Annotated in this window: 21 protein-coding genes; 6 read left to right on the plus strand and 15 right to left on the minus strand. The window is 57.7% G+C overall.

The features are described from left to right. Positions 1 to 14: 14 nt before the first annotated feature. Complete coding sequence (locus B3527_RS05570) at positions 15 to 2,168, minus strand: peptidase domain-containing ABC transporter (RefSeq protein ID WP_290479339.1); 2,154 nt, start codon at positions 2,166 to 2,168, stop codon at positions 15 to 17. A gap of 443 nt (positions 2,169 to 2,611) precedes the next feature. Beyond that, the gene (locus B3527_RS05575; protein WP_290479338.1) at positions 2,612 to 3,859 is read right to left on the minus strand and encodes a tyrosine-type recombinase/integrase; all 1,248 of its coding nucleotides are present in this window, start codon (positions 3,857 to 3,859) and stop codon (positions 2,612 to 2,614) included. A 303-nt stretch (positions 3,860 to 4,162) separates the two neighbouring features. On the opposite strand from B3527_RS05575, the gene B3527_RS05580 reads away from it, so the two are divergent. Continuing rightward, the gene (locus tag B3527_RS05580; RefSeq protein ID WP_290479337.1) at positions 4,163 to 4,681 is read left to right on the plus strand and encodes a DUF3592 domain-containing protein; all 519 of its coding nucleotides are present in this window, start codon (positions 4,163 to 4,165) and stop codon (positions 4,679 to 4,681) included. Positions 4,682 to 4,704: 23 nt separating this feature from the next. Here the strand turns inward: B3527_RS05580 and B3527_RS05585 are convergent, their stop codons facing one another. The 4 genes from B3527_RS05585 to B3527_RS05600 form a co-directional block, all read right to left on the minus strand. Further along, the gene (locus B3527_RS05585) at positions 4,705 to 5,295 is read right to left on the minus strand and encodes an exopolysaccharide biosynthesis protein (RefSeq protein WP_206992979.1); all 591 of its coding nucleotides are present in this window, start codon (positions 5,293 to 5,295) and stop codon (positions 4,705 to 4,707) included. Further along, positions 5,295 to 6,671 carry an L-serine ammonia-lyase gene (locus tag B3527_RS05590; RefSeq protein ID WP_290479336.1) on the minus strand — a complete coding sequence of 459 codons (1,377 nt, stop codon included), beginning with the start codon at positions 6,669 to 6,671 and terminating at the stop codon, positions 5,295 to 5,297. The genes B3527_RS05585 and B3527_RS05590 overlap by 1 nt, the downstream gene beginning before the upstream one ends. A gap of 73 nt (positions 6,672 to 6,744) precedes the next feature. Next, positions 6,745 to 7,926: an FAD-dependent monooxygenase gene (locus tag B3527_RS05595; protein ID WP_290479335.1), complete on the minus strand. Its 1,182-nt coding sequence runs from the start codon at positions 7,924 to 7,926 to the stop codon at positions 6,745 to 6,747. 30 nt (positions 7,927 to 7,956) lie between these two features. Then, complete coding sequence (locus tag B3527_RS05600) at positions 7,957 to 8,160, minus strand: zinc-finger domain-containing protein (protein ID WP_034813464.1); 204 nt, start codon at positions 8,158 to 8,160, stop codon at positions 7,957 to 7,959. A gap of 118 nt (positions 8,161 to 8,278) precedes the next feature. On the opposite strand from B3527_RS05600, the gene B3527_RS05605 reads away from it, so the two are divergent. Further along, the gene (locus B3527_RS05605; protein WP_290479334.1) at positions 8,279 to 9,232 is read left to right on the plus strand and encodes an ABC transporter ATP-binding protein; all 954 of its coding nucleotides are present in this window, start codon (positions 8,279 to 8,281) and stop codon (positions 9,230 to 9,232) included. Positions 9,233 to 9,286: 54 nt separating this feature from the next. Here the strand turns inward: B3527_RS05605 and trxA are convergent, their stop codons facing one another. The 6 genes from trxA to tsaE form a co-directional block, all read right to left on the minus strand. Then, on the minus strand, positions 9,287 to 9,607 hold the full coding sequence (gene trxA, locus B3527_RS05610; protein ID WP_034813468.1) for a thioredoxin: 321 nt from the start codon (positions 9,605 to 9,607) through the stop codon (positions 9,287 to 9,289). 61 nt (positions 9,608 to 9,668) lie between these two features. After that, positions 9,669 to 13,196, minus strand: coding sequence for a double-strand break repair helicase AddA (gene addA, locus B3527_RS05615; RefSeq protein ID WP_290479333.1), 3,528 nt, complete (start codon positions 13,194 to 13,196; stop codon positions 9,669 to 9,671). Then, on the minus strand, positions 13,189 to 16,245 hold the full coding sequence (gene addB / locus B3527_RS05620; protein ID WP_290479332.1) for a double-strand break repair protein AddB: 3,057 nt from the start codon (positions 16,243 to 16,245) through the stop codon (positions 13,189 to 13,191). Before addB ends, addA begins: the two co-directional genes overlap by 8 nt. Continuing rightward, positions 16,235 to 16,963, minus strand: coding sequence for a nucleotidyltransferase family protein (locus B3527_RS05625; RefSeq protein ID WP_290479331.1), 729 nt, complete (start codon positions 16,961 to 16,963; stop codon positions 16,235 to 16,237). The genes addB and B3527_RS05625 overlap by 11 nt, the downstream gene beginning before the upstream one ends. Then, positions 16,963 to 18,054: an aminoglycoside phosphotransferase family protein gene (locus B3527_RS05630; protein ID WP_290479330.1), complete on the minus strand. Its 1,092-nt coding sequence runs from the start codon at positions 18,052 to 18,054 to the stop codon at positions 16,963 to 16,965. Before B3527_RS05630 ends, B3527_RS05625 begins: the two co-directional genes overlap by 1 nt. Further along, on the minus strand, positions 18,038 to 18,493 hold the full coding sequence (gene tsaE, locus B3527_RS05635; protein WP_290480838.1) for a tRNA (adenosine(37)-N6)-threonylcarbamoyltransferase complex ATPase subunit type 1 TsaE: 456 nt from the start codon (positions 18,491 to 18,493) through the stop codon (positions 18,038 to 18,040). Before tsaE ends, B3527_RS05630 begins: the two co-directional genes overlap by 17 nt. Positions 18,494 to 18,657: 164 nt before the next feature. Here tsaE and B3527_RS05640 point away from each other — a divergent pair, with 164 nt between their 5' ends. The 3 genes from B3527_RS05640 to B3527_RS05650 all read left to right on the plus strand — a co-directional run bounded on the left by B3527_RS05640 (position 18,658) and on the right by B3527_RS05650 (position 21,165). Next, on the plus strand, positions 18,658 to 19,905 hold the full coding sequence (locus B3527_RS05640; RefSeq protein WP_290480995.1) for an NAD(P)/FAD-dependent oxidoreductase: 1,248 nt from the start codon (positions 18,658 to 18,660) through the stop codon (positions 19,903 to 19,905). A gap of 17 nt (positions 19,906 to 19,922) precedes the next feature. Continuing rightward, positions 19,923 to 20,243 (plus strand): 2Fe-2S iron-sulfur cluster-binding protein, encoded by a 321-nt coding sequence (locus B3527_RS05645; protein WP_034813477.1) that lies wholly within the window; start codon positions 19,923 to 19,925, stop codon positions 20,241 to 20,243. A gap of 133 nt (positions 20,244 to 20,376) precedes the next feature. Further along, a complete protein-coding gene (locus tag B3527_RS05650) occupies positions 20,377 to 21,165 on the plus strand; it encodes a thioesterase family protein (RefSeq protein WP_290479327.1) in 789 nt (262 codons plus the stop codon). Between the two features lies 1 nt (position 21,166). Here B3527_RS05650 and B3527_RS05655 read toward each other — a convergent pair whose 3' ends face one another. After that, on the minus strand, positions 21,167 to 22,060 hold the full coding sequence (locus B3527_RS05655; protein WP_206992970.1) for a toll/interleukin-1 receptor domain-containing protein: 894 nt from the start codon (positions 22,058 to 22,060) through the stop codon (positions 21,167 to 21,169). Between the two features lie 148 nt (positions 22,061 to 22,208). On the opposite strand from B3527_RS05655, the gene ychF reads away from it, so the two are divergent. Next, positions 22,209 to 23,306: a redox-regulated ATPase YchF gene (gene ychF, locus B3527_RS05660; RefSeq protein WP_290479326.1), complete on the plus strand. Its 1,098-nt coding sequence runs from the start codon at positions 22,209 to 22,211 to the stop codon at positions 23,304 to 23,306. A gap of 1 nt (position 23,307) precedes the next feature. Here ychF and B3527_RS05665 read toward each other — a convergent pair whose 3' ends face one another. Together B3527_RS05665 and B3527_RS05670 are read right to left on the minus strand one after the other, a co-directional pair. Further along, positions 23,308 to 24,378, minus strand: coding sequence for an acyltransferase family protein (locus tag B3527_RS05665; RefSeq protein ID WP_290479325.1), 1,071 nt, complete (start codon positions 24,376 to 24,378; stop codon positions 23,308 to 23,310). Positions 24,379 to 24,406: 28 nt separating this feature from the next. Further along, positions 24,407 to 25,492, minus strand: a complete 1,086-nt coding sequence (locus B3527_RS05670; protein WP_290479324.1) for a hypothetical protein — start codon at positions 25,490 to 25,492, stop codon at positions 24,407 to 24,409. Between the last annotated feature and the right edge of the window lie 334 nt (positions 25,493 to 25,826).

Genomic DNA, 25,826 nt, shown 5'->3' on the forward strand with positions numbered 1-25,826 from the left:
TACGGTTGGGCCAGTCAGATCAGGCAGGCCACGTTGGGGTTTCCCTTCGTTTCACTCTCAATAGACGCAGTTTTTGTTTCATCCGCCAGTCCAACAGGCCTGGGCTTAAACTCAATCTGCTGTAGCCGGCCCTGATGAAGCGCGATGACCTTATCGGCCGCTGCTAATGTCTCAGGTCGATGAGCTGCAATGATGCGGGTGATCGATAGTTTTTTGAGCTCTTCATTGATGCGCCGCTCCGTTTGCACATCAAGCGCGCTCGTGCCCTCGTCCATGACGAGAAGGCGGGGCTCGCGATAGAGCGCACGGGCCAACATCACACGTTGTTGTTGGCCACCTGAGAGGGTTGTACCCATATCGCCGACCAAGGAGCGATAACCCATCGGCATGGCTTCAATGTCCTCGTGAATGGCGGCGATGCGCGCAACTTCCAGGATACGGTCTCTGTCCGGTCTTTCATCGAAGAGGCAGATATTTTCTTCAATCGATCCAGCCAGCAATGTATCGTCCTGCATGACCACGCCCATTTGCTGGCGCAGGCTCGATAACCCCCATTTGCTACCTTCAAGACCGTCATAGAAAATCTTGCCATGACTCGGCTGATAGAGGCCAAGGATCAGGCGGAGCAGGGTTGACTTGCCTTCGCCGGAGGGGGCCGCGAGCGCAATGAAGTCTCCGGGTTCAATCTCCAGGTTCGCGCCTTTCAAAATATCAGGCTCAAACTGTGCGTAGCGAAAGTGGAGGTTTTGGATTGTGATCCGTCCGTCCAGCTGTTTACCCGTCGACGGTTTTTGCAGCCCGTCCTCTTTCTTGGCGAGCGCGATGTCTGAGACGCGTTCCAGATGCACATCGAGCAGCTTGAAGTTCACATAGGTCTCAAGCAGCGCCATGAGCTTCTGTTCGAACTGCCCCTTATAGGCAACGAAGGCTGTGATCATGCCGATCGTCATTGCCCCGCCAATCGCACTGCTGGCAGCCAGGTAAATGACGAGAATATTGGAAAGCCCCATCAGGGTCTGACTGATCGCGCCATAGCCAATGTTCACGTTACCCATCCGAATTTGGGCGTTTAGCGTATCGGCCGCGAGATTGCGCCAAAGGCCTTCGCGTTCATTCTCTATTCCAGAAACTTTAACCGTCTGCATGGCGCGGAGCGTTTCAAGGAACTTGGTGTTCTCCTTCGCGTCCGCGACGAGGAAATCACCGGATAAACGCTTGGACAGCGACAAGAATGCAAAGCGAAGGGCGGCATAAACGACCACAAAGCCGACGACGACGAAGCCTAGCATCGCGTTGTAGAGAAAAATAATGATTCCTAGAAAAATGGCCAGGAAACCATCTATCAAAGCCGCAATGGCACCATTGGCAATGAAGTCTCGGATGGGTCCGAGCGATTGAAAACGCTGCTGAATGTCTCCGACATGTCGCCTGTGGAAGTAGGTCAGTGGGAGCCTTGCCATATGGTGGAACAAGCTCGCCTCCATATCAAAGGCGAGAATGTTCGAGAGGAACTGGAAGACGAGCCCGCGTATAATTGTGGTGATCGCTTCGAATAGCTTTAGGAGGGCAAAGCCGGTCGCAATAGCCATCAGCAGCGAGAAGTCGCCTTTCAGGATCGCCTCATCAATCACGAGCTGCATGTAGTATGGCGCTAGCAGGACAAAGACTTGCAGGAACACGGAGAGCGCCAGTCCTTGGACGACAGCTTTCCATGCCGTGCCGTCTAGTTTGACGAGACTGATAAGTTTGACGGGGTTGCGCTCGCGTTTGCGCTGGAACCCGGATGATGGCGTCAGTTCAAGTGCGACGCCCGTAAAGTGTTTGCTGGCCTCTTCAAGTGTCATGGTAACTTTGCCAGCGGCAGGGTCGTAGATGGTGAACTTGTTGCCACTCACGCCGCTGAACACGACGAAGTGGTTCATGTTCCAGTGCAGGATCGCGGGAACACGCAGTCCTTTGAGCTCTTCGGGTTCACAGCGCACGGCCCGCGCGCCCATATCCATCTGCGCCGAGATTTCGATAATGTCCTTAAGCGTCGCGCCCTTAAGAGAAATCGGGAACTTGGATCGCAGAGTAGGAAGGTCCATCTTGTGGCCATGAGCGCCTGCAATCATCCCGACACATGCAAGGCCACATTCGGCGGCCTCTGCTTGGCGGAGTAGAGGCATTTTTCGGACGCCAGAGAGATTGAGCACCGACATTCTAACGCTCAACCCTAGATGGAATGGCGGTTTTTCGGCTACAAGTGTCGTATTGCCAAGACGCGCAAAATCGCGCATAGGTAACGCAGGTCACAAATGCATCTCCACATGCAGTGATCACCGTCCCGGGACTGCTTCACCAGTCCCGGGACAATTTCATTTTCGGGACACAAAAGAAGACGCAGTAAATGTCAAAGTCAACATAGACTTTGTTCACAGTCTTCAAGACCTGTGGATGCATCACCCTTCGACCACATCGAAAAACCAGCCATGTCGCGATGCTTATGTCCGCTCTACGCCGAAAGCAGTCGTTAGTTGGGCGGCTCAAAATCGCCCCAAGTAGGACACTGGTGGAGATCACATCGATGACCGCAAATGGCGAATTTCAGTCGTTCTAATCGGAGTCCCCCCTAGTTCGAACCGCCTCGCAAATATTCTCCCCAGTCCGCCATCATTGGCCTTCGCTTTTCGACCTGCGACATGCGTTTGTAAGCGAGTTCAGTGTCGGAGCCCTGCTTGTGCGCGATCGCAATTTCGGCAAGTTCACCGGGATAGTCTGTAAGCTCAGCGACCCAGTCTCTAAAAGTAGATCGCAGACCATGGGGTACAGCCCTTTTCCCCGTCTGCTGATCCAGGAAACCTGAGCGACCAAGATTCACTTCATCGTTATGAATCTCCCGCATGATCTTTGAGATAGTGCTGTCACTCATGGGCCCGCCGTTCACTCCAGGAAAAACATAATCGCTAAAGCGGATATCTTCGGCATCACGCAGCAGCTTCATCATCGGGGCCGTGAGCGGGACGGTATGATGTCGTGTCTTCAGCTTGGTCCCCTCGCGGTTTGGTGGAATTGTCCAGACCTCAGCATCGAAGTCGATTTCTTTCCACGTCAGAAACCGCACATCCCCTGACCGCACCGCCGTGAGGCAAAGAAATTCCAACGCGCGCGCAGATATGGGCTCTTTCTGTCGGAGCAGCGAGAACCAAGTCGGGGCTTGAACAAAAGGAATTGCTGGCCTGTGTTGCGTGACCTTATCGCGACCAAGCGGATTCAAAATGGGCTTGAGATCAGCCCATTTTGCGGGGCTATCATCTGTCCGGTACCCCTTTGCCTTCAGCCAAACAAATATCTTATCGAGCCTGATGCGAAGCTTCTTCGCCATTTCGCGCTTTTCAATCCAAAGAGGCTTCATCACCTCGGCGACTTGTAAGGAGGTGATTGTGTTGACGTCTCGTTTTCCAAGCGAAGGTGTAATGTGGGTGTTCAGCGAGCTACGCCAGGCTTTTCGTTCCTTCTCTTTGACATCTTGGAGCTCTAACTCAGAAAACAGGTCGACGGCATAGGCAAAATTGATCCTACGTTCTTCGACAGCCTTTTTACTGGCGATCGGATCGATCCCCTCAGCGATAAGCTTTTTCCAGGCTTTTGCTTTTTCACGCGCCTCTGCGAGCGTGACGAATCTTGCTGAGCCCAATCCAAAATGACGTCGACGTCCGTTTAGCATCGCGCGAAACAGCCAAGACCGGGAGCCAGTTTCATAAATCACGAGGTATAAACCGTCGACAACGCCGACTGGGTGCATGGTCTTTCTGCCCACCCCATTGTGTTGTAAAGATTGGACGGCCTTGGCTGAAAGTGGGGTAACGATCTTCGGCATCTGAGTTCGACTCCGCAATGTGGAGCCAGTCTCGCCCCACCAACCTACCCACCAAAAGGAATTTGATTAAGGGGGTATATGATGGAACACGAGAGTACAAGAAAATTCTTCGAACACTCTGATTAAATTGCAATTTTCGTCGAAATGGAACAGCGTGAAATACGGTGAAATCGGCCAAAATTTCCTACTCGCGGAGCCACCTTCCCTTCCCGAAAAATCCTATACGTGACGTAGCCCATCCACGGGTCGCAGACTTCCAAGTCTTCTTCTACAAATGCTACACACCCGAAAGGGATTTCATGTATGGTGGAAAAAGATGGAACGCGGCCGATTGGCGGAACGATCGTCCTTTGGATCGTTGCAACCGGGTTTTGCGTGATCGCCCCCTTCATCACCTACTCGGTTCTCAAACCTGTCGGCCTGACCATCGCAGCACAGAACTGGGAGGCGCGTCCGGCCGTCATCCTGTCCAGCCATGTCCAGAATCGAAACCGGCAATATCGACTGCGAACCGAGTATAGCTATGTCTGGGACAACGAGACTCATGTCTCTCGTCGTACCTTCTTTGATCAAACCTTGGGCGTTCGGAAATCCTATTATCACCAGCTCAATCGCCAACTGAGTCGGCACATGTCTCGGAATGAGCCCCTATCCGTTTGGATTAATCCGAAAAGCCCCTCCAAGGCCGTCATCTATCGCCATATTCGCTGGGACAAGCTTGGGGCGGGGATCCTGTTTCTGAGCCTTTGGGCGCTGATCACATTCATATTGGTTCGCTCTGCCCTGGCCGAACTCAATCACGGACCGTCTTCAGAAGACTGAATTTTCCGCCTGATCAGGACCGATCAGCCGATCAGACGTTCCCAGAGCCGGATGACGAGATAGCAGCTGCCAACAAGACCCAGCGCCGCAAGAATCAGCACAAATCCATCGCGCGCGGTTAGCGCCAGCCCGAACAGTAGCACCGTCAAACCTGGCAGGACCGGCCCGAAAGGAATGAGGCCGAGCGGAAACGAGACGAGCGCCGCCGCTATACAAATCAACGCCACGAGCTGCACAAAGGGCGGGTCGGTCAGGAATGCGAGTCGCGGTTTCAAGAATCGGTCGACCTGGCAAACATAAGGATGCGCCTGTTCCACGCCCAGGATCAGCGCCGATCGCGGAAACTCGAAATCCAGAATGCGCCGCGGTACCCATGGATATTTCAGGCCCAGGACGATTTGACCCGCGATTATGAGAATGATCAGGGCGACGAGCCAGTTTGCGCCCGGAATGATGGTCAACGGGCTGATCGACACAAAACCCAGAAGCAGTAACAGTGGTCCGTAAGATCGTCGCCCGACCGCATCAAGCATGGCCCCAACGGTGACCTTCTCTCCCGATGTCTGCTCCCGCAGGCTGTCCAGTAGCGATCCGAGATTGTTGACTTGCGTCATCAGCACTCCACGACGTTGACGGCTAATCCGCCCTGACTGGTTTCCTTGTATTTCGTGGACATGTCGAGCCCGGTCTGCCGCATTGTCTCAATGACCTGATCCAGGGAGACATGCGAATGCCCGGTTGAATGCAAGGCGAGTCGCGCCGCATTGACGGCTTTCACCGCTCCGATGGCATTGCGTTCGATGCAAGGTATCTGGACAAGCCCGCCAACCGGGTCACATGTCAGGCCGAGATTGTGCTCCATACCGATTTCCGCTGCGTTGGACACCTGTTGAGGAACTGCGCCCCAAACGGCAGCGAGGCCGCCAGCCGCCATGGAACAAGCCACGCCGACTTCACCCTGACATCCCATCTCGGCACCCGAGATTGAGGCGCGCTGCTTGTAGAGAATGCCAATCGCGCCCGCGGTAAGCAGGAATTTACGCGTACGGTCACGCGCATCGTCTGTACCACTGCAATAATGACGGATCACGGAAGGGATAATACCAGCGGCGCCATTTGTTGGCGCGGTGACCACCTGCCCCCCCGACGCGTTTTCCTCATTCACCGCCATGGCATACACATTGAGCCAGTCAAACAATTGCTCGCGCTCGTTTGAGCCATGATCACTCGCGAGCTTCGCCCAAAGCGATGCAGCGCGACGTTTGACATTTAGCTTGCCCGGTAGGGTTCCCGACTGTGACAGGCCCCGCTCAATGCATTTCGCCATAACGTCAGAGATACGGTCGAGCGCTTCAAACGTTTCAGACCGAGGCCGCAGCGAATCCTCGTTGGCCAGGACGAGATGTTCAATCGTGAGGTCGTTCTGCGAACACATCGTGATTAGCTCAGCGGCAGACGAATAAGGGTAAGGCACGTCGACTTGAGTCTGGATGAGATCGTCTTCAAGCGGCTTTTCAAGTTGGCGCTGGGAGGCAATGAATCCCCCGCCTGTTGAATACCACGTCTCGTCGGACAAAATTTCACCCGATGCGTCGAACGCCCTTAACCGCATGCCGTTGGGATGCAGGCTGGGGATAATTCCATATGCGAATACGATATCCTTATCCGGATCAAACGTGATCTGGTGCGTTCCGGCCAAGGAGAGATTGTGGCTGGAGTTGATCTCAGAGACGGCCGCATCTGCCGCGTCCGGATCCAAAGTCTCTGGTGCAAACCCGGCGAGCCCAAGTAGAACCGCCTTCGGCGTAGCATGCCCCTCCCCCGTCAGCGCCAAGGAGCCCTGTAGCTCCACTTCGATCCGCTGAACTTGTGAGAGATTGCCCGCCTTCGCAAGTCCGTCAGAGAAACGCGCCGCAATCCGGATGGGCCCAACTGTGTGGGAACTGGAGGGGCCAATCCCCACGCGAAATAGGTCGAGAACTGAAAGCATAGGGACCCGAATATTGTTTCAAATGAAACATCTGAATGCCCGCTTCCCAGCGAGCTGACAAGCCGTGCGCCACTCAGCCCAGCGTGACGTCGTGCCCATACAGCCAGTCATTCCGCGAATGGATAAAGCCCTTCATCATGCGGCCGGCCATCCACATGGGACCGTATGTGGATAATTGGGTTATTGGATTACTGCGATGGAAAAGGCTCGCATTCTCTCTCGCGCCCGCCTGAACCTTGCTGGTGCGCGGTTTGCGGCAGGCCTCATAGGCCTTGAGAGCGTCGGGCACGTCTGCCGCGGACGAAACTTCCCTTGCAAGCACATAGGCATCTTCAATGGCCATCACGGCGCCCTGCGCAAGGAAAGGCAACATCGGATGACAGGCATCCCCCATCAATACTGCGCGCCCGTCGGACCAGCGCGGTAGCTCGTCGCGGTCAAACAGCGCCCAGCGATGCAGCACCGGCGCGTGTTCGATGATGCCGGTGACGGATGAGTGCCATCCCTTGAAATCAGCGAGCGCATCCTCTCGCGATCCTTCAGCGGTCCATGATTCCAGATGCTTCGCCTTGCGCTCCACCACGCCAACGAAATTGGCGAGACTGCCGCCTCTCAGTAGATAGGTGACAGCATGTCTGCGAGACCCGGTCCAGACTGTGGCCGTTGGAGGCGGGATTTCGGTCAGGTCCGAGACAGCGGACATGGCCCGCCAAGCCGTCATGCCAGTATATCGGGGCGCTTCAGTGCCGAGCATCTGAGTCCGGACGACAGAATGAATTCCATCTGCGCCGACAAGAAGCTCGCCCTCGACAGTTTCGCCGGTGTCCAATGTCGCACGAACGCCAGTCTCATCCTTCTGATAGGAAACAACTTTTCGGCCAAGACTGACTGCTTCCGGACGGCGTGCGACCAGTGCATCGTAGAGAGCCTGGATCAGGTCAGCCCGGTGGACATGGAGATAGTCAGCGCCCCAGCGATTGATCGCCGACTTGCGGAGCGGGATGTCGAACAGCCGACGACCGCTGCGGCCCATCCGCATTTCCAGAGCCTTGGGACGGAACGTATCCTTGAGAATGCGGGCGGATACTCCCAGCTGATTGAGCACCTGCATGCCATTGGGGCTGAGTTGGATACCCGCGCCGACTTCATCCAGCACGCTGGACTGTTCGAAAACGAAAACCTCGTGCCCAAAATGATCGAGCGCCAGAGCGGCGGTCAGGCCCCCAATGCCTCCGCCTGCTATCAGGACGCGCATTCGGACACCTCACACATCATCCGGCCGCAATCATCGCGCCCGTGAAGGGTCTTGCTTGCCGCCGATCAGAACGAATCGCCGGTCACAATATTTGCACTCGACGAAATCCTCGTCGCCCATTTCGTACCAAACGCGCGGATGTCCGAGGGCGCCGCCGCCGCCATTGCACGAGACCCTATGGCTCGTCACCATTGAGATTTCCGGCGGGTCGAACACATCGCGTTTCGTGGACATGACTTGTAATTCCATCTGCAATTTCGTCGGCATGGTTGTTACCGGTGCCACATGGTCCTACCTAGATTGCACCGCCCATCGGCGCAAGATCGAATGGACAGAGTGAAAAGGCCCCCACATGTCGTCCAGCAAACCTGCCCCTGACTTCGCCATTGAAGTCAAAGACCTCAACAAAATCTATCGCGCATCTGGCAAGATGCCCGAAAAGCATGCGCTAAAGGGCCTGAATCTGGAGATTCCGCGTGGCTCTATCTTCGGACTGCTTGGTCCGAACGGTGCGGGAAAATCGACCTTTATCAACATTCTGGCTGGCCTTGTAAACAAGACGTCGGGTTCGGCGAGCATTTGGGGGCTGGATATCGACAAATCTCCACGCCAGAGTCGGGCAGCCATCGGAGTGGTCAATCAGGAAATCGTTGCCGATCCCTTCTTCACGCCTTTGGAAATGCTTGAATTGATGGCTGGTTTTTACGGCGTGCCGAAATCGGAGCGCCGCAGCCTTGAAATCCTCACAGCCGTCGGGCTCGATGACAAGAAGGATGCCTATGTGCGCCAATTGTCGGGCGGCATGAAACGTCGCCTGATGGTGGCCAAGGCCCTCGTCCACAATCCCCCCGTCCTGATTCTCGACGAGCCAACAGCGGGTGTCGATGTGGAACTGCGCAGGTCTCTGTGGACCTATGTGCGGGAACTTCACGACAAAGGCACGACAATCATCCTGACGACTCATTATCTGGAAGAGGCCGAGGAGCTGTGTGATTCAATCGCCATCGTGAACCATGGTGAGATTGTTGCTTGCGAGCCGACCCCACAACTACTTTCCCGCCTCGACTACAAGACGCTGGTGATTACGCCGAAGGAACCGCTTGCGACCGTGCCCGCTGCCCTGTCGGATATGGATGCAGTGTTGCGCCCCGATGGCGATCTCGCCATTACGTTCCGGTCAAGCGAAACCGGTATCGGCAGGTTGCTGGAGACTGTACGCTCAAACGGAATCGGAATTGGCGACCTGGTTACAGAAGCACCTGACCTTGAAGACGTCTTCATCGCCCTGACCACGCAAGCTGCATAAAAAAACGCCGACATCGCTGCCGGCGTTTCTTCAATATCTACTTAGCAAGACGTTTTAGACGCTTTGCTTGATCCAGTCAGAGATGGCCTGTTTGCTCATCGCGCCCAAGTGCGTCGCGGCAACTTTGCCATCCTTGAAGATCATGAGAGTCGGCATACCCCGGACTCCATACTTCGAAGGCGCGATTGGGTTCTCGTCCACGTCGATCTTGGCGACCTTGATCTGGCCTGCCAGCTCTTCGGACACCGCATCAATGTGCGGCGACATCTGCTTACATGGACCGCACCACTCAGCCCAGAAGTCCACAACCACCGGCAAATCGGAATCGCCGATCAGGCCGTCAAATTCATCGTCGGTAACATTCACCGCAGCCATAGCGTGGCTCCTTCATGCTTTCTGTTTCAGTTGGAACATACATAGGAACTCTATTGGGAAGTCAAACCGGGCTCTGCGCACCCTTTAGAGCTTCTAATAGCATCTCCTCAGGCAAGAACATCAGGCGTGGACCGTCAGTCCAGCAAAGCGCCGTGCGCACCGTCCGTCCGGGATAGGCCCGCCTCAGAACAGCCCAATAAGCCGCCATCTGGGCACGATACGTTTCTGCTACACCGTCCGGCCTGTCAGGCGCAGGCTGATCGGTCTTGAAATCGACAATCAGCACTTCGTCATCCGTCACCACCAGCCGGTCGACCCGGCCATTGATGATCAGCCCGTCCGGCAGCTCAGGCGCCGAACCGACAATCGCAGCCTCCGCGCGCCCGCCGGGCCGGAACAGACGCTGCATGTCTGGCGCGTCCAGAATGCCAAAGACCGCAGCGTTCATTTCGTGGCGATCAGAATCTGTGAGGTCGGATAGGCGGGACAGGTACCTATCCGCGGCCGCCTGGCGCGCGGCAGGGTCCAGCGCCGGCAAGTATTCCAGCAAGGAATGAATGATTCTACCGCGGCGCAGGCGCGCCTGCCGCGTCTGGCTGAAAGGCGCAAGGACCGGTGTCTTGCGGCCAAGCAGGCTGGACGGCGCGCCGAACCTGCGCTGGCGTTCGGCCTGACGGGGTGGCGTAAACACCCAGTCTGGCAGCGCTGAATGCGCTTTGGATTCTTCGAATACATCCCGGTCTTTCGGAGGCACCCGTCCAAACCTGCGGATGCCATCCTCATCAGCCTCTTCAGCAAACCGGCTCATGGCCGCGCCACACAATGCATACCAGCTCCGGTCATGATACCCGGGCGGGCGCGCACCATGCCAATGACCGGCAATGATCAACCGGTCCTGCGCGCGGGTCAGCGCAACATAGAGAAGCCGGCGAAATTCTTCTTCGGATTTTGCGTTCGCAACAGCACGCGCATGCTCTGCAGCGGGGATGTCGCTGTCCTTGCGGGGAGACCAGATCGGCATGTCGCTGACGGTGAACATGGACGATGAAACAGACTTCGGCCCAGCGGTCGTATCGGGCAGCACGACGACCGGAGCCTGAAGCCCCTTGGCACCATGCACCGTCATCACCCTGACCTTTCCTTCAGGCGCGGCGAGATCTCGCTTGATCTCGACAAGCTTCGACTCCATCTCTGCAACGAAGGCCTGCAGTGAAGACGGCTCCGTCGCATCAAAGCCTTGAGCGCGGGAAAGCAGTGCCTCGACAGGATCATGAGCCGGCGCACCAAGCCGTGCATTGATCTTGTCCCAACCCGTCAAATCGTCCGCCCCCGGCACATCCAGCACCCGCGAGAGAAATTCGTATGGCGGCTCATGGCGACGCTCCAGCAGGCCTGACAAAAATCTTTCGGCAGCCTGCACATCGGGATCGTCACTCGCGCGAACGCGCGACCAGAGCGTCTCGCCCTTTCTGCGCTTGCTCGCAAGCCGGAACAGATACCGATCATCGTCCACCAGTCCGACGAAAGGCCCGCGCAGGATTTCCGCCAGTGTCAGATCACGCTCTGGCAGGAGCGCAAACCGCATCAAGTTCAGGCAATCCTGTACTGCAATATGGTCGGTGAGCTTCAACCGGTCGGCCCCAGCAACCGGGAGACCTTCGGACTTGAGCGCTGAAATCATTGCATCGAAGAGGCCACCCGTCCGGCTACGCACCAAGATCAGAATATCCTCAGGCTTCATGGCCCGGCGCTGCCAGTCCCGTGTCGGCAATTCCTCCCATACGGTCTCGCCCCGATCCACCATGGCTTTCAACTGTTTTGCAAGCCGGCTTGCAAGCTGCGCCTTTGGAGAACTTGAACGCAGCGCATTTACGGGTCGTGACCACGCATCAGCGTCTTCGTCCTCGTCACGCTCATCCACCGGCCAGAGCTCTACCAAGCCGGGCTGGTTCGCGCGACGAGCCGTATGTGTCACCTCATCCGCCGTCAGCGGAGGTTGTGCGCCAGATGCAATGTCGACCGGCGGGGCCGAGTTCCAGACCGCGTCGACGAAGCCGAGAATTTCCGGCGATGACCGGAACGACATTTCCATGGTTTGGGACAGGGCCGCCGGATCCTTCTGGATATAGGCCTGCTCCTGCGCACGAAGCTGGGCAGGCTCTGCGCCCTGGAAGGAATAGATAGACTGTTTCTCATCCCCCACCACGAACAAGGTACGCGGGTCCTGTTGGCGTTCGGCGCCGATGCCCGCGGTGAATTCTTCCGTCAACGCATTGATCAGCTGCCATTGTTCTGGGCTGGTATCCTGTGCTTCATCGAGCAGTATGTGACTGATTCCTCCGTCCAGTTTGTAAAGTACCCAGTCGGACATGCCGGTCCGGGTGAGCAAGTCACGTGTCTTGCGGATAAGGTCGTCGAAATCGAGCGCGCCGCGACGACGCTTCTCTTCCTGGTATGCGACCAGCGCACCCAGCCCGACTTCCAACAGAGCGGAGGTGCGCTCTACGGTCTCGGCCAGCTTCAACTTCGCCGCGAGCGCCTCAACGCGCGCCACTTCTGACCCAATTTCATCCTTGGTCGCGAACAGCGCGACCACATTGGCATCCTTACCCGCCTCTGCATTGTAAAGGGATTTGTATGCGTTGCCCTGAGCGCCGAAGAAGGCACCCTTGTAACAGCCCCACCGGCGGCCCGGGTCTTCTTCGTAAAGCGCCGCCTCTACGGCATTGGCCGTACGGGTATCATCACGCTTGCCAGAGGCGCGAAGACTGATGAGGGCCTCTCGCAGTGCACCAACTGGCATCTGCGAGCCCATTTCCAGCTCGAGAATTTCTGCAGGGCTCGCCTGAGGTGCGTTCAGCCCCTCAATGAGAGCAGCACGCATCGCAGCCTGATTGAATGCATGCGTTTCAGCGAAATCAAGATAGACGCTCATCTGGAACCGCATGGCATTCAACGCAACGTCCGCACCATCATGCCCCCCCTCCAGCGCCAATACGTTCAAAGCTTCAGGAGCCACCTCACTTGCGTTCAGCACCGCTTGCGCACGAACGGATTGCCAAATTGCCTGAGCCTCATCTTCTTCAATCTCTGCGAAGCCGGGTAGCACGCCGGCCTCCAACGGGAAGCGTCGCAGGATGCGCGCACAGAACGCATGAATCGTTTCGATCCGAAGGCCGCCTGGTGTTTCAAGCGCGCGAGCGAAGAGTGCGCGGGCCGCTCTCAGGTCATCTGTCTTGTAGGCATCTTTCGGTCGCCCCTCCAGGCGGGACAATTCCTCGCGCAACTTGTCGTCGCGCATGATCGACCATTTGCCGAGCGTTCGAAACAGACGCGACAGCATCTCGTTTGCGGCGGCCTTTGTGTAAGTTATGCAAAGGATCGAATCCGGAGCAGCGCCCACGCGCCCATCTTCGCGGCGCAGCAACAGGCGAGCGACGCGATCAATCAGGACTTTTGTCTTGCCGCTGCCCGCATTGGCCATAACGAAAACCGGACGTGCCGGATCGGCCGAAACGAGCTGGGCAGTGTTCGCACGACGGTAGTCTTCCGTATCCGGCGGAGTAATGGGCATCTTCACGTCAGGCATCCCCGCCCTCCCCGTCTTCGGTATCACCTGCCCACTCGGCACGGCGGGCCAGGAGATTGTAGCCATTGTCGTATTTCACGAATTTCACCCGCGGCGCAGACAGGAATTTCGAGTTGGGTTCGCGATAGGCCTCAATCAGGCGCAACAGGCCATCTTCAGCCATGGTTGCCATGTCGGCGGGCTCTGTCGGGAGGTTGTGCTTGCCCCCCAGGCTGAATGCATCGGGCTTCGCCTTGAAGGCCACATAGTGCAACTGGTCAACCCGTGCCGCTGGCACCCCGTCATAGCCACCCTTCTGGGCGATGAGGGCCTGCAAAGGCATTTGCTGGCTAAGCCCTGTGGCCACTTCCTTATCGCGCGGCGGACTGCCCGTCTTGAAGTCCACAATGACAAGATCGCCCCGGGCCGTTTGCTCTATCCGGTCAGCGGTCGCCGACAAAGTGAACGGCTGACCGGCGACGCTGTACTCAATGGAACCCTTGACTTCCTGCTTCAACTTGCCGCCCGACGTATCTCGCTGACTACGCCAGACCATGAACCAATCTACTGTACGCCGCCACACGGCCTCACGCGCCGCCCATGCGTCGCCAGGTTCGCCCACACGCAGCAATTCCTGCCTGAGCAGGCCCATCAAGTGTTCGGCCGTCTTCGGATTTCCGTCTTCCTCGAACAGCTCTAGCGCCCTATGAATTGCGGTCCCACGCGGCGCAGGGCCGAGTTCATCATTCAGCGCATCGATTGAGGAGAGACCCAGCACCTGTTCAGCCCAGAGCGCATATGGATCGCGCTGCAACAGGTCGACGCGTGTGGCGGACAAGCGCGCGGGCCAGCCTTCAGGGCGCGCGGATGGAGTCGGCTCGGCGCTAAAGTCGGGAACCGCATTCACCCGGTTCAGCTTTAGACCTTCCACCAGCTTGATCGGATCAAAAGCCGTGGGGGTGAAATGATCTGCAGCCTGATTTTCCAGCGCGCCTTCCGCGAGCGTCTTGAGCCGCCAGACCCAGCGCGACGCGACTGCCGGTGCATCATTTCTCCGTGAGGCGTAAACCAGAGTGACATCCGGCGCGCAGGCAAGCTGGGCAAAGTCGTGCGCGGCAAGTCCCATGCGCTCTTCAGGATCACCCAGGCCGAGGCGCGCACGGAAATGCCGGGGCAGGAACGCGTCCGGCGCCGGGCGCTTTGGCCAAACGTCCTCATTAAGTCCGGCAAGGATCACCCGATCCGCAGACTGAAGTCGCGCTTCCAGCGGCCCCCAGATCGAGAGTTGCGGATGCTCGGCTTCACCAAAACTGACGGTCATCTGGGACGCCTGCGCATTGACGAGATCGGCGAGCGCGGCCGGTCGCATCGGTCCCAGGGATTCAGAGACCTCGCGCACGAATTCAAGCAAGCGGCTCGTGGCTGCGCCGTCTTCCCCAGCCCAAGGCATCGGCGTCTGGCTGACCGATTCCGCCAAGGCTGCGATACGTTGAATTGCGTCGTCGCCGGTTACTTCTTCAATCTGGCTAAGGTCCGCATCGGCATGCTCGAACCGGGCAATCAGGGATTCCACAAGCGTGATCCCCCTAATCTGATCATCTGGCCCGAATTGCGGATAGGGCTCGATCATATCTCGAGTGCGAATGCTCTCGACCAGTTCCTGAAGGGATTTCCATCGTCGCGGACCTCTCAGGAAATGAAGCTCAAAGTCGGCGAGATCATCGACTGGCGCGGCCAGTTCATGCGTTAGAACCGCCACGATCAGGACCGGGTCGCCCGGATCGACCGCCCATTTCGCGCAGAGCCCCACGAAGCTACCGGCGGCTGTCCGCCCAACCGGAATACCGGCCGACGGCGGCACACTGATGTCCCAACGCTTCAGCAGGGCGGAAACCCGGCGCGCCAAACCAGCATCCGGCGTCACGAGGGCCGCCGTCCGGTCCTTGGCTTCCAATGTCTCGCGCATTATCAGGGCGATGGCACTTGCTTCAGCAGACTCGTCCGCAGCCTCTACGAGCGACAGGCCCTCCAGCGCGTCTCTTGCAAAACTTGGTACATCGGTGCCAGCTGTTGCGGAAAGTTGGTCGAGGGTATCTCGCCAGTCTGCTGTGGCATCGGCGGGCGCGAGCGCCTCCATGATCATGCGACGGCGCGCGTCGCGCTTGGGGCCAATCTCGATGCCAGGCCATTCAGCCACAGCCCCCGGCTCAATTTCGAGCGCGACCAATGTATTGAGCAACGTATTTTGCGGATGTCCGACCTCGGAAAGAATACCGGCACGATGCTCTTCCGAGGCGGCAGAATCGAGCCCGGGCAAAACGATAAGCCCCATCGGCAATTGCAGCGCGGCTTTCATCAACACGCGCCCGGCAGGCGTCGCCCCGGTCGAGCCGGCAATGATGACCGGTGCCTCGGGTGGATGCGCCAGCCAAGCCTCTGCGGTCGCTTCCGCAGCCAGCAATCTCCTTTGAAGGGGGTCGGTGACGCCCTGCTCTTCAAGCCATTTCGGCCAGGCATCGGTTATGATTTCGAGGAATTTGGCCGAGTTCTCCCAATGCTGGGCAAGGTCGGCGTCTTTCGCCAGATCTGCCAGCCCACTCCAGTCAGCCCCGGGGCTGAGATGAGCCTGGTCCAGCAATCGCGCCAGCTCGTTCGCGGCTGCAAGCGCCGACGATGGCGGAACATCCATGCCGGAACTCTCGCGATAATAGGCCTGCACAAGAGAGGCCAATGTTCCGAGCCGCTTGGCAGGCGCCAGTGCTGGGGGCAAATCGGTTACTGAAAACTCGGCGACAGGCGGGGCCTCGTCGCTTTCGAGATCGCCCATCGCCCGGATGTCTGGCGACAGGATCGGGGTTTCGTTCGCGGCGAGGAAAAGGGCGGCAGTCAATTCCCGCGCAGACCGGCGGTTTGGAACATAAATGGTGGCGTCCGCCAACGCATCCGGGATGTTTTGCAAATCCACCGCGCGAGCCAGTTCCGCTGCGAGGCATTTCAGGAAGTTTTCGCCCGGCGGGATGGACCAGACTTTTGGCGCGCCTACGCCAAACAGGGCAGGATCACGCGCCATGGCAGCGCAACCACATTTCGGCATCTTTCAGGGCGTCCGGATCGCCCACATGCAGCCAGAAATCATCCAGTGGCAGACCATGCAGCCGTCCGGATTCGACAAGCGGCCCCCAAATTCGCCAAGCAACCGAGAAGCGCTCCACGGCGAGGCCTGAGAATGCTTGCGGTTTGAGGATGCGTACTCCCGCATAGGCCCATGGGGCAGACGGGTTTTCGCCGCGTCGCTTGAGGCTGCCATCCTCGGCACGGAGAAAGTCTCCGGCGCCCCCATATCCCAGGCTGCGCTGCGTATCCGCGAGAAGGAGGATCTCGTCCATCTGCGCTGGGTCAAATGCGTTGGCCAGATCGAGGAAAGGTCTCGAATCACCGTTACCCCAGAACGCATCTGTATTGACCACGAAGACGGGATCATCGCCAAGCATCGGCGCGGCTTTCACCAGCGCGCCGCCTGTTTCAAGCACTTCGCCACGTTCGTCCGACACAATCAGGTCCACACCCTTGATGCCCGAAACATGATCCTCGACCTGATCGGCGAGCCAATGGACATTGACGACGATCCGCTGAACGCCCGCTTCGATCAGTGGGTCGATCATCCGGTCCATCAGACGCTTGCCACCAACCTCTATCAGGGGCTTCGGACATGTGTCCGTCAGCGGCCGCATCCGGGTACCGAGCCCGGCGGCCAGCACCATCGCCGTATGCGGAATATTTGATGACATCAGCTTTCCTTGAACACGAAGGGGGTCGTCTCCCGCACGAAGGCCGCCATGGGCTCCAGTGCGGGGTGGGACAGATTGCAGGCCAGCAGTTTCAGTTGGCGCGGTTGGAATGTGCCATACCGGGCCTTGCCATCACGATGCTGCAACCGGGAGAACACACCTGCAATACGCAGCGCGTTGAGAGCCCCAATCACGGCGAGCCGCTCGTCAAAGGCCTCGCGCGTCTTGCCGGTCTGGTCGAGATAGTGCCGGATCGCGGCTTCGGACGCCTCATGCGAAACGTCCCGTCGCGCGTCCTGGGTCAGCATGGCCATATCCCACGCATCCCAGCCCTTCACCGCGTCCTGAAAATCGAGCAGCGCGATGCGGTCGTCGCCCAACCAGAGCAGGTTTTCTGCATGATAGTCACGCAGAGTGAACACACGCGGGAACGCCATTGCCTGTTCGATCAGGGCATCACGTTCGGACTCCCACCTAACGCGGGCAAGTCCAGTCAGCGCACCGCCACCCGCCTCCACTGGCAACCAGTCCGCATACAGGTCAGCATTCGAGGACAATGCGAGGCGGTCAAAATCGAGAATCGGCCATTGCTCGGCCCCATAGATCACAGCCTCGGGGATCGGTTGCTGATGAAGTTTTGCCAACATGCCAGCGGCCAGCATGTAGGCGGGCACTTCCAAAGCTGGATCCTGCTCGATCTGCCGAGCCAATTCCCTACCGTCGCCGTAATCCTGCAGAATAGCCAACCCGGCTTCAGTATCATGCGCAAATATCTCCGGCGCCTCAAAACCGAGTAATCTGAGATGGTGCGCAATCAGGACGAAGGCGTCGACACGAGAGGCCGCCAAACGCGTCTGTGCATTCCAGCCCATCGCGTTGCGCGTGGCATCATCGGCATCTGGTGGGCATGGGTCGGCTTCGATGCGTGGGGCATCCATCAGCATCGCCGCCGAACCATCAGCGCGCACCATCCGAACATACCGGCGCGTGGATGCGTCTTGTCCCAATGGCTTGAGGTCTGCACCACCCCATCCATGACGCGCAAGAAAATCGGCGATCAGCGCGTCGCGGGAATTAGAATTGAAATTCATTGCAGCGCGCCCGCCAATCTTCGCCTTGGGGTTCCAGGGATACGAGCCGATGTTCGCCTTCAAAGTCAAAGACGATATCCAGCCGCCACGCAGGAAGGTGCTTTCCCGCTTTCTCCGGCCACTCGACAATCGCCACGCCTTCCGGCGTCTCGTCCCACCCAATCTCAGCCATCTCGTCAGGCGATCCCAGCCGATAGAGGTCAAAATGCCAGACGGGAAAATCCGGAGCCTCGTAGGCTTGGACCAGAGTATATGTCGGGCTCGGCACTTCCTGAATGTCCGGTATGAGCGCCCGGACCAGCCCTCGCGTAAATGTCGTCTTCCCGACACCCAGTCCGCCATGCAAGGCAATCACGTCGCCCGGCTTCAGCAAGGGGGCGATCGCATTGCCGAATGCGAGCGTGTGAGCCTCATTGTCGAGTCGGTAGGTCAATTTCATCATCATGTGCATATAAAAGACTGACCTCACACACCATCGTTTCCTGACCAAATTGCGGCAAAACGCGTGGTGACATGCCTTGCAGTAGCAGGCAGACTGGCCTAGAACATTAAAAAATGACGCAGGCGTCACGAATTGACCCTACGTAGACCGGGAATAGCACATTGGATTTGACAGACGCAAAACGCATTGTGGTGCTTGGGGCTGGGCAAGCTGCGGCGCAAGCAATTCAATCCCTGCGCATGGGTGGCTATACGGGCGAATTGACATTGGTCGGTGAAGAACCGGCACTGCCCTACCAGCGCCCACCATTGTCAAAAGCCTATATGAAGGGGGAGTTCGCCGAGGAGCGCCTCTACTTCAAACCAGCCGCCTGGTACGAAGACAACAATGTGGAATTGATCCTTTCGACACGTGCAACCAGCATCGACCGGGCGGAACGCAGAGTGGATCTCGAACATGGTGGCCGCCTCGAATATGACGCGCTGATCATCGCGACGGGTTCGCGCCCTCGCGCCCTGCCGATCGACGGTGCAGAGCTTGAGCATGTCTACGCGCTGCGCGGTCTTGCCGATGTCGAGCGGATCCGGCCGCAAATGGTGGCCGGACGCTCCATGGTGATTATCGGAGCTGGTTATATCGGTCTTGAAGCAGCGGCCGTCGCCCAGCAAATGGGTCTGAAAACGACCGTTCTGGAAATGGCACCACGTGTTCTAGCCAGAGTTACAAGCCCGATCATGAGCGAGTTCTATGAGGCTGAGCATCGCCGCCAGGGCGTTGAGATTCGCACAGAGACGAGCCTGTCGAAGCTTGAAGGGAATGATGGCGCGGTGACCGCTGCCGTGCTCACCGATGGGACCAAACTCGATGCGGACATTGTTCTGGTCGGCATCGGTATCCTGCCAAACGAAGCACTCGCCAAAGATTCCGGAATTGCCTGCAATAACGGCATTCTTGTTGATCGCGATGCGCGCACATCCGACCCACGAATCTTTGCCGCAGGCGATTGCGCCAGTCGGCCGCTGGTGCATTTTGGTCGCTCTGGCCGGCTTGAAAGCGTCCACAATGCCATCGAGCAGGGCAAGCTCGCTGCCGCCGCCATTCTTGGCAAACCGCGACCGAATGAAGATTGCCCTTGGTTCTGGTCAGACCAGTACGACCTCAAGCTCCAGATCGCCGGGCTCGGCGCCGGGTATGACGAGATCGTCGTGAGGGGTTCACCGGAGGATCGAAAGTTTGCGGCCTTCTACCTGAAGAACGGAACGCTCATCGCAGTGGATGCGATCAACAGTCCGCCCGAATTCCTCGCATCCAAGAAGCTCATCATGTCAGGCGCCAAGCTTTCGGCTGACATTCTTGCAGACACATCAATAACAATGAAAGAGATTGCCACTAACGCAGTGGCAGCTTGAAGGAGAGAAACCCGCACATGGCGAAAATTACCTATATCGACCACGACGGCACCGAGCGCGTTGTGGAGGCCCAGAACGGCGAGACCGTGATGGAAGCTGCTATCAAGAACTCCATTCCGGGCATTGATGCCGATTGCGGCGGCGCCTGCGCGTGTGCCACATGCCATGTATATGTCGACCAGGCCTTCATGGACAAAGTTGGAGAGCAGGAAGAAATGGAAAAATCCATGCTGGATTTCGCTGAAAATGTTCAGGAAAATTCCCGCCTGTCTTGCCAGATCACCGTTTCGGAAGATCTGGATGGCTTGAAAGTCACGACACCGGAGAGCCAGCACTAGGCTGCGCCCTATCGAAAACATTGAGCGTCCCGGTGATATGCCGGGGCGCTTTTTTGTTCGCATACCCCGGCGTCAAGAGTTGGTTCCTTTCCAGAACTGACTAAATTGGCGCTCTGTAGTCAGGGAGAGACTGATGGATTTCACCACCCTCATGCGCAGCGGCAAACAGACCGGCGACCATGCCATGTCTTTTCATGTGCCGGAGACCTGGATGCAAGGCCGCACAACCTATGGGGGGCTGACTGCGGCGCTGTGCCTGCAGGCCGCGATGCCGACCTCTGGCGGGCGTCAGATCCGGTCTGCGCAAGTGGCATTTGTCGGGCCTGTGTCGGGTGACGTCGAATGCACCGCCACCCTGCTGCGCGAAGGCAAGAATACCGTCTTTACGAGCGTGCGCATGATGGGCGAAGCAGGCGTTGCTGCCGAGGCGATCTTTGCCTTTGGGGCACACCGTGAGTCATCCCTCAATTTTGCAAACCTTCCTGCGCCTGAAGTTACCTCCCCGGACGAGACCGCATCTTTCTTCGGAGAGTCGCCGAGGCGCCCTGCCTTCACCCGCAACTTCAACATGCGGCTGGCGAATGGAAGCCCCCCGATGTCGGGTGCGCCAGACGCAGACATGTCTCTCTGGATGCGGCACAAGGATGGCTCGGTTCCGCCGGACGCGGTTTCCGTCCTGGCACTCGCAGACGCACCACCGCCTGCGGCAATGTCGATGCTGACAGGACAGGCCCGTATCAGCTCCATGACATGGATGGCAGAATTCCTGACAGATGACATTCGGACGAACGAGGGGTGGTTCCTGGCCCGGCATGTCGCCGATACGTCAAAGGATGGCTATAACAGCCAAGCCATGACGTTGTGGAATACATCAGGCCAACCGATCATGATCGGCCGACAGACCATCGCCGTCTTCGCCTGAACTAGTTTTCAGGCTCCGGCTCTTCAGTATCATTCACGATCGGCCCCGGCTCGAGCACTTTCATGAGTGATGCTGGCACCTGGCCTGCTGGACAGGCTTCCTGAAGGACATAAGCATTTCCGACACCCGGTGCACCGGCATAGACCGGAGCGGTGATCGTCTGAGAGCGGAAAATCCAGCTCAGGAAAAACATTGCGAACACGGCTGCGCCAACTGCGGCAATCGTGCCCCATCCCATGCCCAATGGATCTGAAGTGGCAGGCGCCGCTGAGCTTGTTGGGCGTTGGCCTGGACCGGAACTTGCGACATGCGGTTTGACGGAAGCCTTTGCCAAGGCGGCTGCGCTGGCCGTCTCGGCCGCTGGCGCAGGCTTGATACCCATCGCCTTCTCACGCTTCTTCTTTGCATCAATAGCAAGCGGGTCGTCCGGATGAGCCGTGAGCCAGTCTTCCCGCGCTTCTTCATCCTTCGAGCCATACCCCATCCACTCTCGAAGGTCGGAGCGCCCATCGCGCTGGCCGAGCTCTTCGATCAGTTTGTAAAAGCCTTCAGGAGTCTTGCGCGACGTCATGCCCTCAATCGAGAAACGTTTGTCGCTTTTGAACGGCTCGTAAGGGATCGTCTTGTCGACGCTGACCTGGGCCAACATGCCAGGCCGCGAATGCCCGACAGAAGCCGCCGCACGCACCCAGTCGCTCTTCACTGCATGTTCGGACCACATGACAAGCATATGCTTGGAATTGCCCGCATTGCGTGCATCCTTGGCATCGAACGTATTGTCCACCTGCTTTTGATCGAACCAGACCTTGAACTTCAGCGAACGCAGCCGACGTGCGACCAACTTCGCCATGTCGCGATCTTCGATCGCCGATACCAGGAAAACATCGTACGCCATATGCGCGCTACCTCTTGAAGTAATGAGCCAAGCATACCCATAGACCCTTAATATTCCACCCAATTCCGCTATCAGGCGATATTTCCGTCTGTTTTTCGGCTGTGAATACGGCTATTTGCGCGGCGAACAAGTTACTCAGGAGACCGGTATGGGCTTCAAATGCGGCATCGTAGGCCTTCCCAATGTGGGAAAGTCCACACTCTTCAATGCGCTCACTCAGACGGCCACAGCGCAAGCGGCCAACTATCCATTCTGCACGATTGAGCCAAATGTTGGCGAAGTCGCCGTACCAGAGCCCAGGCTGGAGAAGCTCGCCGAAGTCGGTGGCTCGAAGGAGATCATCCCGGCGCGCATGAACTTCGTGGACATTGCGGGTCTCGTAGAGGGCGCCTCCCAAGGTGAAGGCCTTGGCAACAAATTCCTCGCCAATATCCGTGAGACAGACGCGATCATCTATGTCCTTCGCTGTTTCGAGAATGACGATATCACGCATGTCAGCGGGAAGGTCGACCCGATTGCCGACTTCGAAGTCGTCGAGACCGAACTCATGCTGGCTGACATGGAAAGCCTTGAAAAGCGCAAGGCCGGCGTCGTGAAAAAGGCCAATTCCGGTGACAAGGAAGCCAAGGCTCAGGTCGCTTTGATTGATCTCGCACTTGCCGAGCTGAACGAAGGTCGCCCGGCCCGACGCGCTGTTGTCTCGAAAGACGACACAAAAGCGTGGAACATGCTGCAGCTCTTGACCTCAAAACCGGTTCTGTTCGTCGCGAACGTTGATGAGGATAGTGCCGCAACAGGTAACGAATATTCCAGTCGTGTCGAGGCCCGCGCGACTGAAGAAGGCGCTGCGTGCGTTGTGATTTCAGCTCAAATTGAAGCCGAGCTCGCCCTGTTGGATGAGCCGGACCGCAGCGAATATCTTGAGACGCTCGGACTGGAAGAGCCGGGCCTGACCCGTCTGATCCATACCGGATACGACCTTCTCGACCTGCAGACCTATTTCACGGTCGGACCGAAGGAATCCCGCGCATGGACCATCCGGAAAGGTTGGAGTGCTCCCAAGGCTGCCGGGGTTATCCATGGTGACTTTGAGAAAGGCTTTATCCGCGCCGAAACCGTTGCCTACATGGACTATGTCGAGCATGGCGGCGAAGCAGGCGCGAAAGAAGCCGGCAAGATGCGGTCAGAAGGCAAGGATTACATAGTCCAGGATGGCGATGTGATGCTGTTTCGCTTCAACGTCTAGGCTATTTTGCCGACAACGCAGCGCGCCTTTTCCCGCGCTCGCTTCCAGACAAGCTGGCCCAATCCGGACGGACGTACAGGAAATTGAGCGGCGTGCCGCGAATGAGGGCGTGGAAGGCAAGCGGGAGCGCAACAGCGAATGTCAGGGTCAAGGCGGACGCCAGCCCCACATCGCCGAAGGGCGCTCCGATTGCAGGCAGCACCAGTCGCTCCATCGCAACGAGCGGAAACGCGTAGGTCAGGTAGATGACGATCGAGTGCCGACCGCAATATCTGAGAAAGTCTGCTGCGCGGAACCGGGTCAGCAGCGCTGACACGACGCAGACGGCAGTCGCGCCGGCAATGCCCAGAATGAAACTGGCAACCACTTCTTCATGCAAGGCGAGGCTGACTGCCCACCAATTCAGAATGCCCCAAGCCAGCAAACCAAGGGCTCCGATCCAAGGCGCTTTGGCCGCCCTTCCGGCAAATCGGAAGATTTGTGGTGCAAACGCGTACCCCATGAAGAAATAAACATACCGGTTTGCGAACCGGTCGATCACGCCCCATCCCGTATCAATCAGCACAAGTTGGTAGAGAGACTGGAGGATGAAGGCGCCTGCAAACACGATCCAGACCGGCACGTTTCGCAGCAAGCGCGTAACCACATAGAAGATCGCCAACATGTGCACGAACCAAAGCGAGTTCGAGGGTTCGACGAAGCTGTAGAACCATAGCTTCAGGACATAACCAGGATGGGACACCAACGCATCGAACTCCAGAACGGGAAGCTGGAGCGTGAGCCAGAGCACGTAGAAATATATGAAATGCACGACTTTCCGGTCGAGATAGTCGGCGAGCGGCGCATGAATCGACCGGCTCAGGAACAGACCCGCCACCAAAAAGAAGTCTGGAATTCGGAAGGGCCGTGCAAAATCGATGATGGGATGCATCCATCCTTGCTCATCGAACAGATATTCGACGCCATTTACCGCGTGCATCATTACCACCAGAATGATGCAGATGCCCTTCGCGTAATCTACCCAATCTACCCGTTGCGCAGGTGGTGCGGCGATAAGATGCGTCGAAAACATTCAATGCAACTCCAATGGCGACATCGTTTCAGCGTCGGGATGCAGAAACCACCGACAAGGTGGGATGATCATTACAATAGGCTTTGATGCAAGCAGTGAACCAATCGAATGTCTGGTCCACGCGGGTGACTGCATCGCGTTGGCGCGACAAAACGCTGGCCTTGCCATGGGGCAACCAGAAATACGGATTGGCCTCCCATATGATGATGTGCCCCTCTGGACGGATGCTATAATCGACCGCGGCAAAGTCCAGCCCGAGCGCCCTGACCGCCTTAACGAGTTCCTGCGCCTCTTCCAAAGGCGCGGAGAAATATGCCTTGTCTGCAGCAATCAGGTCGGCTCGCAAACGCTCATGATAGCCAAAATATCTTGCCAGACGCCGCAGTCGGCTCGCCTCCCGCTGGAACAGACTGTTGGACAGGCCAACGATTCTCTCGGTCGAAAAGAACAGGTGAGATGCCAGAACACGGTCACCACACACGAACGCTCGGGCCTTGTGGTGATAGCGCGCAAAGAGATCGGAGCGGGGCCTGCCAACGTCACGGTATTCCTGACGGATGTCATACAGCTTCAGAACAACTGCTGGCAGTAACCCCTCGCTGTCGAGCGCCTTTGCGTCCTCAGCCTTGAACAGGGTCGCAACCTGTCTTTGTGCATGCTCCTGATCACTTCGGACGATACAGGGAAATCCGATTTGCTCGATCGCGCCCGCCATCTCCTCCAATGTCGATGCCGACGCAGCGGCGGCGCATGGTACGCCTGCGTCAGCCCAGATATGCGCCTGCCTGGATTTGGTCGTGTTGCTGAGCGCGTCTGGATGGTTGAGGATACGAATCCCTCGATCAACCGCCTCTTCGGCAATGGCCAAAGCATCAACATAACAGGCCGGGTACTTCTGCATCAGAGGATCGCCCAGCCAGAAGACGACCAGCCCCACACCCTCAAAGTTGGCGGACCCGGAACCTGTGCGATGGATCCGGATATCCTTGAGCAAGGGATCAGACTTCGCTGCCAGCCGTTTCAGGAAAACATCGCCTGTCGGCACTTTGCGGCCGCGACCCGCGCCATGCGTAATGAAGAGAATCTTGCTGTTGCCGGAGGCGTACATACGCACCTTGGTCTCGAATCCTGACAGTCGCACAATCGCCGCGACACACAGACTCTACGACGCAAAAGGTATGCCAAGATAGAGAAACAAGCACAGGATGCATGCGCCAAGTGTGGCGAGACTGTGTGGCTCTTGGCGCCACCGAACCTTGCCCGCCGACTTAGTTGTGACGCCCGGATTTTCAGGCTGCGCAGGATATGCGGAAGCAGGTCGGAAAGCCGCGCGACTGGCGCCGAACCTCCAGGAAAAAGCTGACATGAGAAATTTGCCGAGCCTGTACAATCGCCTCCGATGCTGCCTAGAACCCCGCCACACGATTTAAGTAAACGGGCATTCTTCA

This window comes from Hyphomonas sp. UBA4505, assembly GCF_002388685.1.
GTDB lineage: Bacteria > Pseudomonadota > Alphaproteobacteria > Caulobacterales > Hyphomonadaceae > Hyphomonas.

Coding starts and splice junctions, on each gene's coding strand:
- B3527_RS05570 (WP_290479339.1), bottom strand. CDS start 2,168: ATGCCTCTACTCCGCCAAGCAGAGGCCGCCGAATGTGGCCTTGCATGT.
- B3527_RS05575 (WP_290479338.1), bottom strand. CDS start 3,859: ATGCCGAAGATCGTTACCCCACTTTCAGCCAAGGCCGTCCAATCTTTA.
- B3527_RS05580 (WP_290479337.1), top strand. CDS start 4,163: ATGGTGGAAAAAGATGGAACGCGGCCGATTGGCGGAACGATCGTCCTT.
- B3527_RS05585 (WP_206992979.1), bottom strand. CDS start 5,295: ATGACGCAAGTCAACAATCTCGGATCGCTACTGGACAGCCTGCGGGAG.
- B3527_RS05590 (WP_290479336.1), bottom strand. CDS start 6,671: ATGCTTTCAGTTCTCGACCTATTTCGCGTGGGGATTGGCCCCTCCAGT.
- B3527_RS05595 (WP_290479335.1), bottom strand. CDS start 7,926: ATGCGCGTCCTGATAGCAGGCGGAGGCATTGGGGGCCTGACCGCCGCT.
- B3527_RS05600 (WP_034813464.1), bottom strand. CDS start 8,160: ATGTCCACGAAACGCGATGTGTTCGACCCGCCGGAAATCTCAATGGTG.
- B3527_RS05605 (WP_290479334.1), top strand. CDS start 8,279: ATGTCGTCCAGCAAACCTGCCCCTGACTTCGCCATTGAAGTCAAAGAC.
- trxA (WP_034813468.1), bottom strand. CDS start 9,607: ATGGCTGCGGTGAATGTTACCGACGATGAATTTGACGGCCTGATCGGC.
- addA (WP_290479333.1), bottom strand. CDS start 13,196: ATGCCTGACGTGAAGATGCCCATTACTCCGCCGGATACGGAAGACTAC.
- addB (WP_290479332.1), bottom strand. CDS start 16,245: ATGGCGCGTGATCCTGCCCTGTTTGGCGTAGGCGCGCCAAAAGTCTGG.
- B3527_RS05625 (WP_290479331.1), bottom strand. CDS start 16,963: ATGTCATCAAATATTCCGCATACGGCGATGGTGCTGGCCGCCGGGCTC.
- B3527_RS05630 (WP_290479330.1), bottom strand. CDS start 18,054: ATGAATTTCAATTCTAATTCCCGCGACGCGCTGATCGCCGATTTTCTT.
- tsaE (WP_290480838.1), bottom strand. CDS start 18,493: ATGAAATTGACCTACCGACTCGACAATGAGGCTCACACGCTCGCATTC.
- B3527_RS05645 (WP_034813477.1), top strand. CDS start 19,923: ATGGCGAAAATTACCTATATCGACCACGACGGCACCGAGCGCGTTGTG.
- B3527_RS05650 (WP_290479327.1), top strand. CDS start 20,377: ATGGATTTCACCACCCTCATGCGCAGCGGCAAACAGACCGGCGACCAT.
- B3527_RS05655 (WP_206992970.1), bottom strand. CDS start 22,060: ATGGCGTACGATGTTTTCCTGGTATCGGCGATCGAAGATCGCGACATG.
- ychF (WP_290479326.1), top strand. CDS start 22,209: ATGGGCTTCAAATGCGGCATCGTAGGCCTTCCCAATGTGGGAAAGTCC.
- B3527_RS05665 (WP_290479325.1), bottom strand. CDS start 24,378: ATGTTTTCGACGCATCTTATCGCCGCACCACCTGCGCAACGGGTAGAT.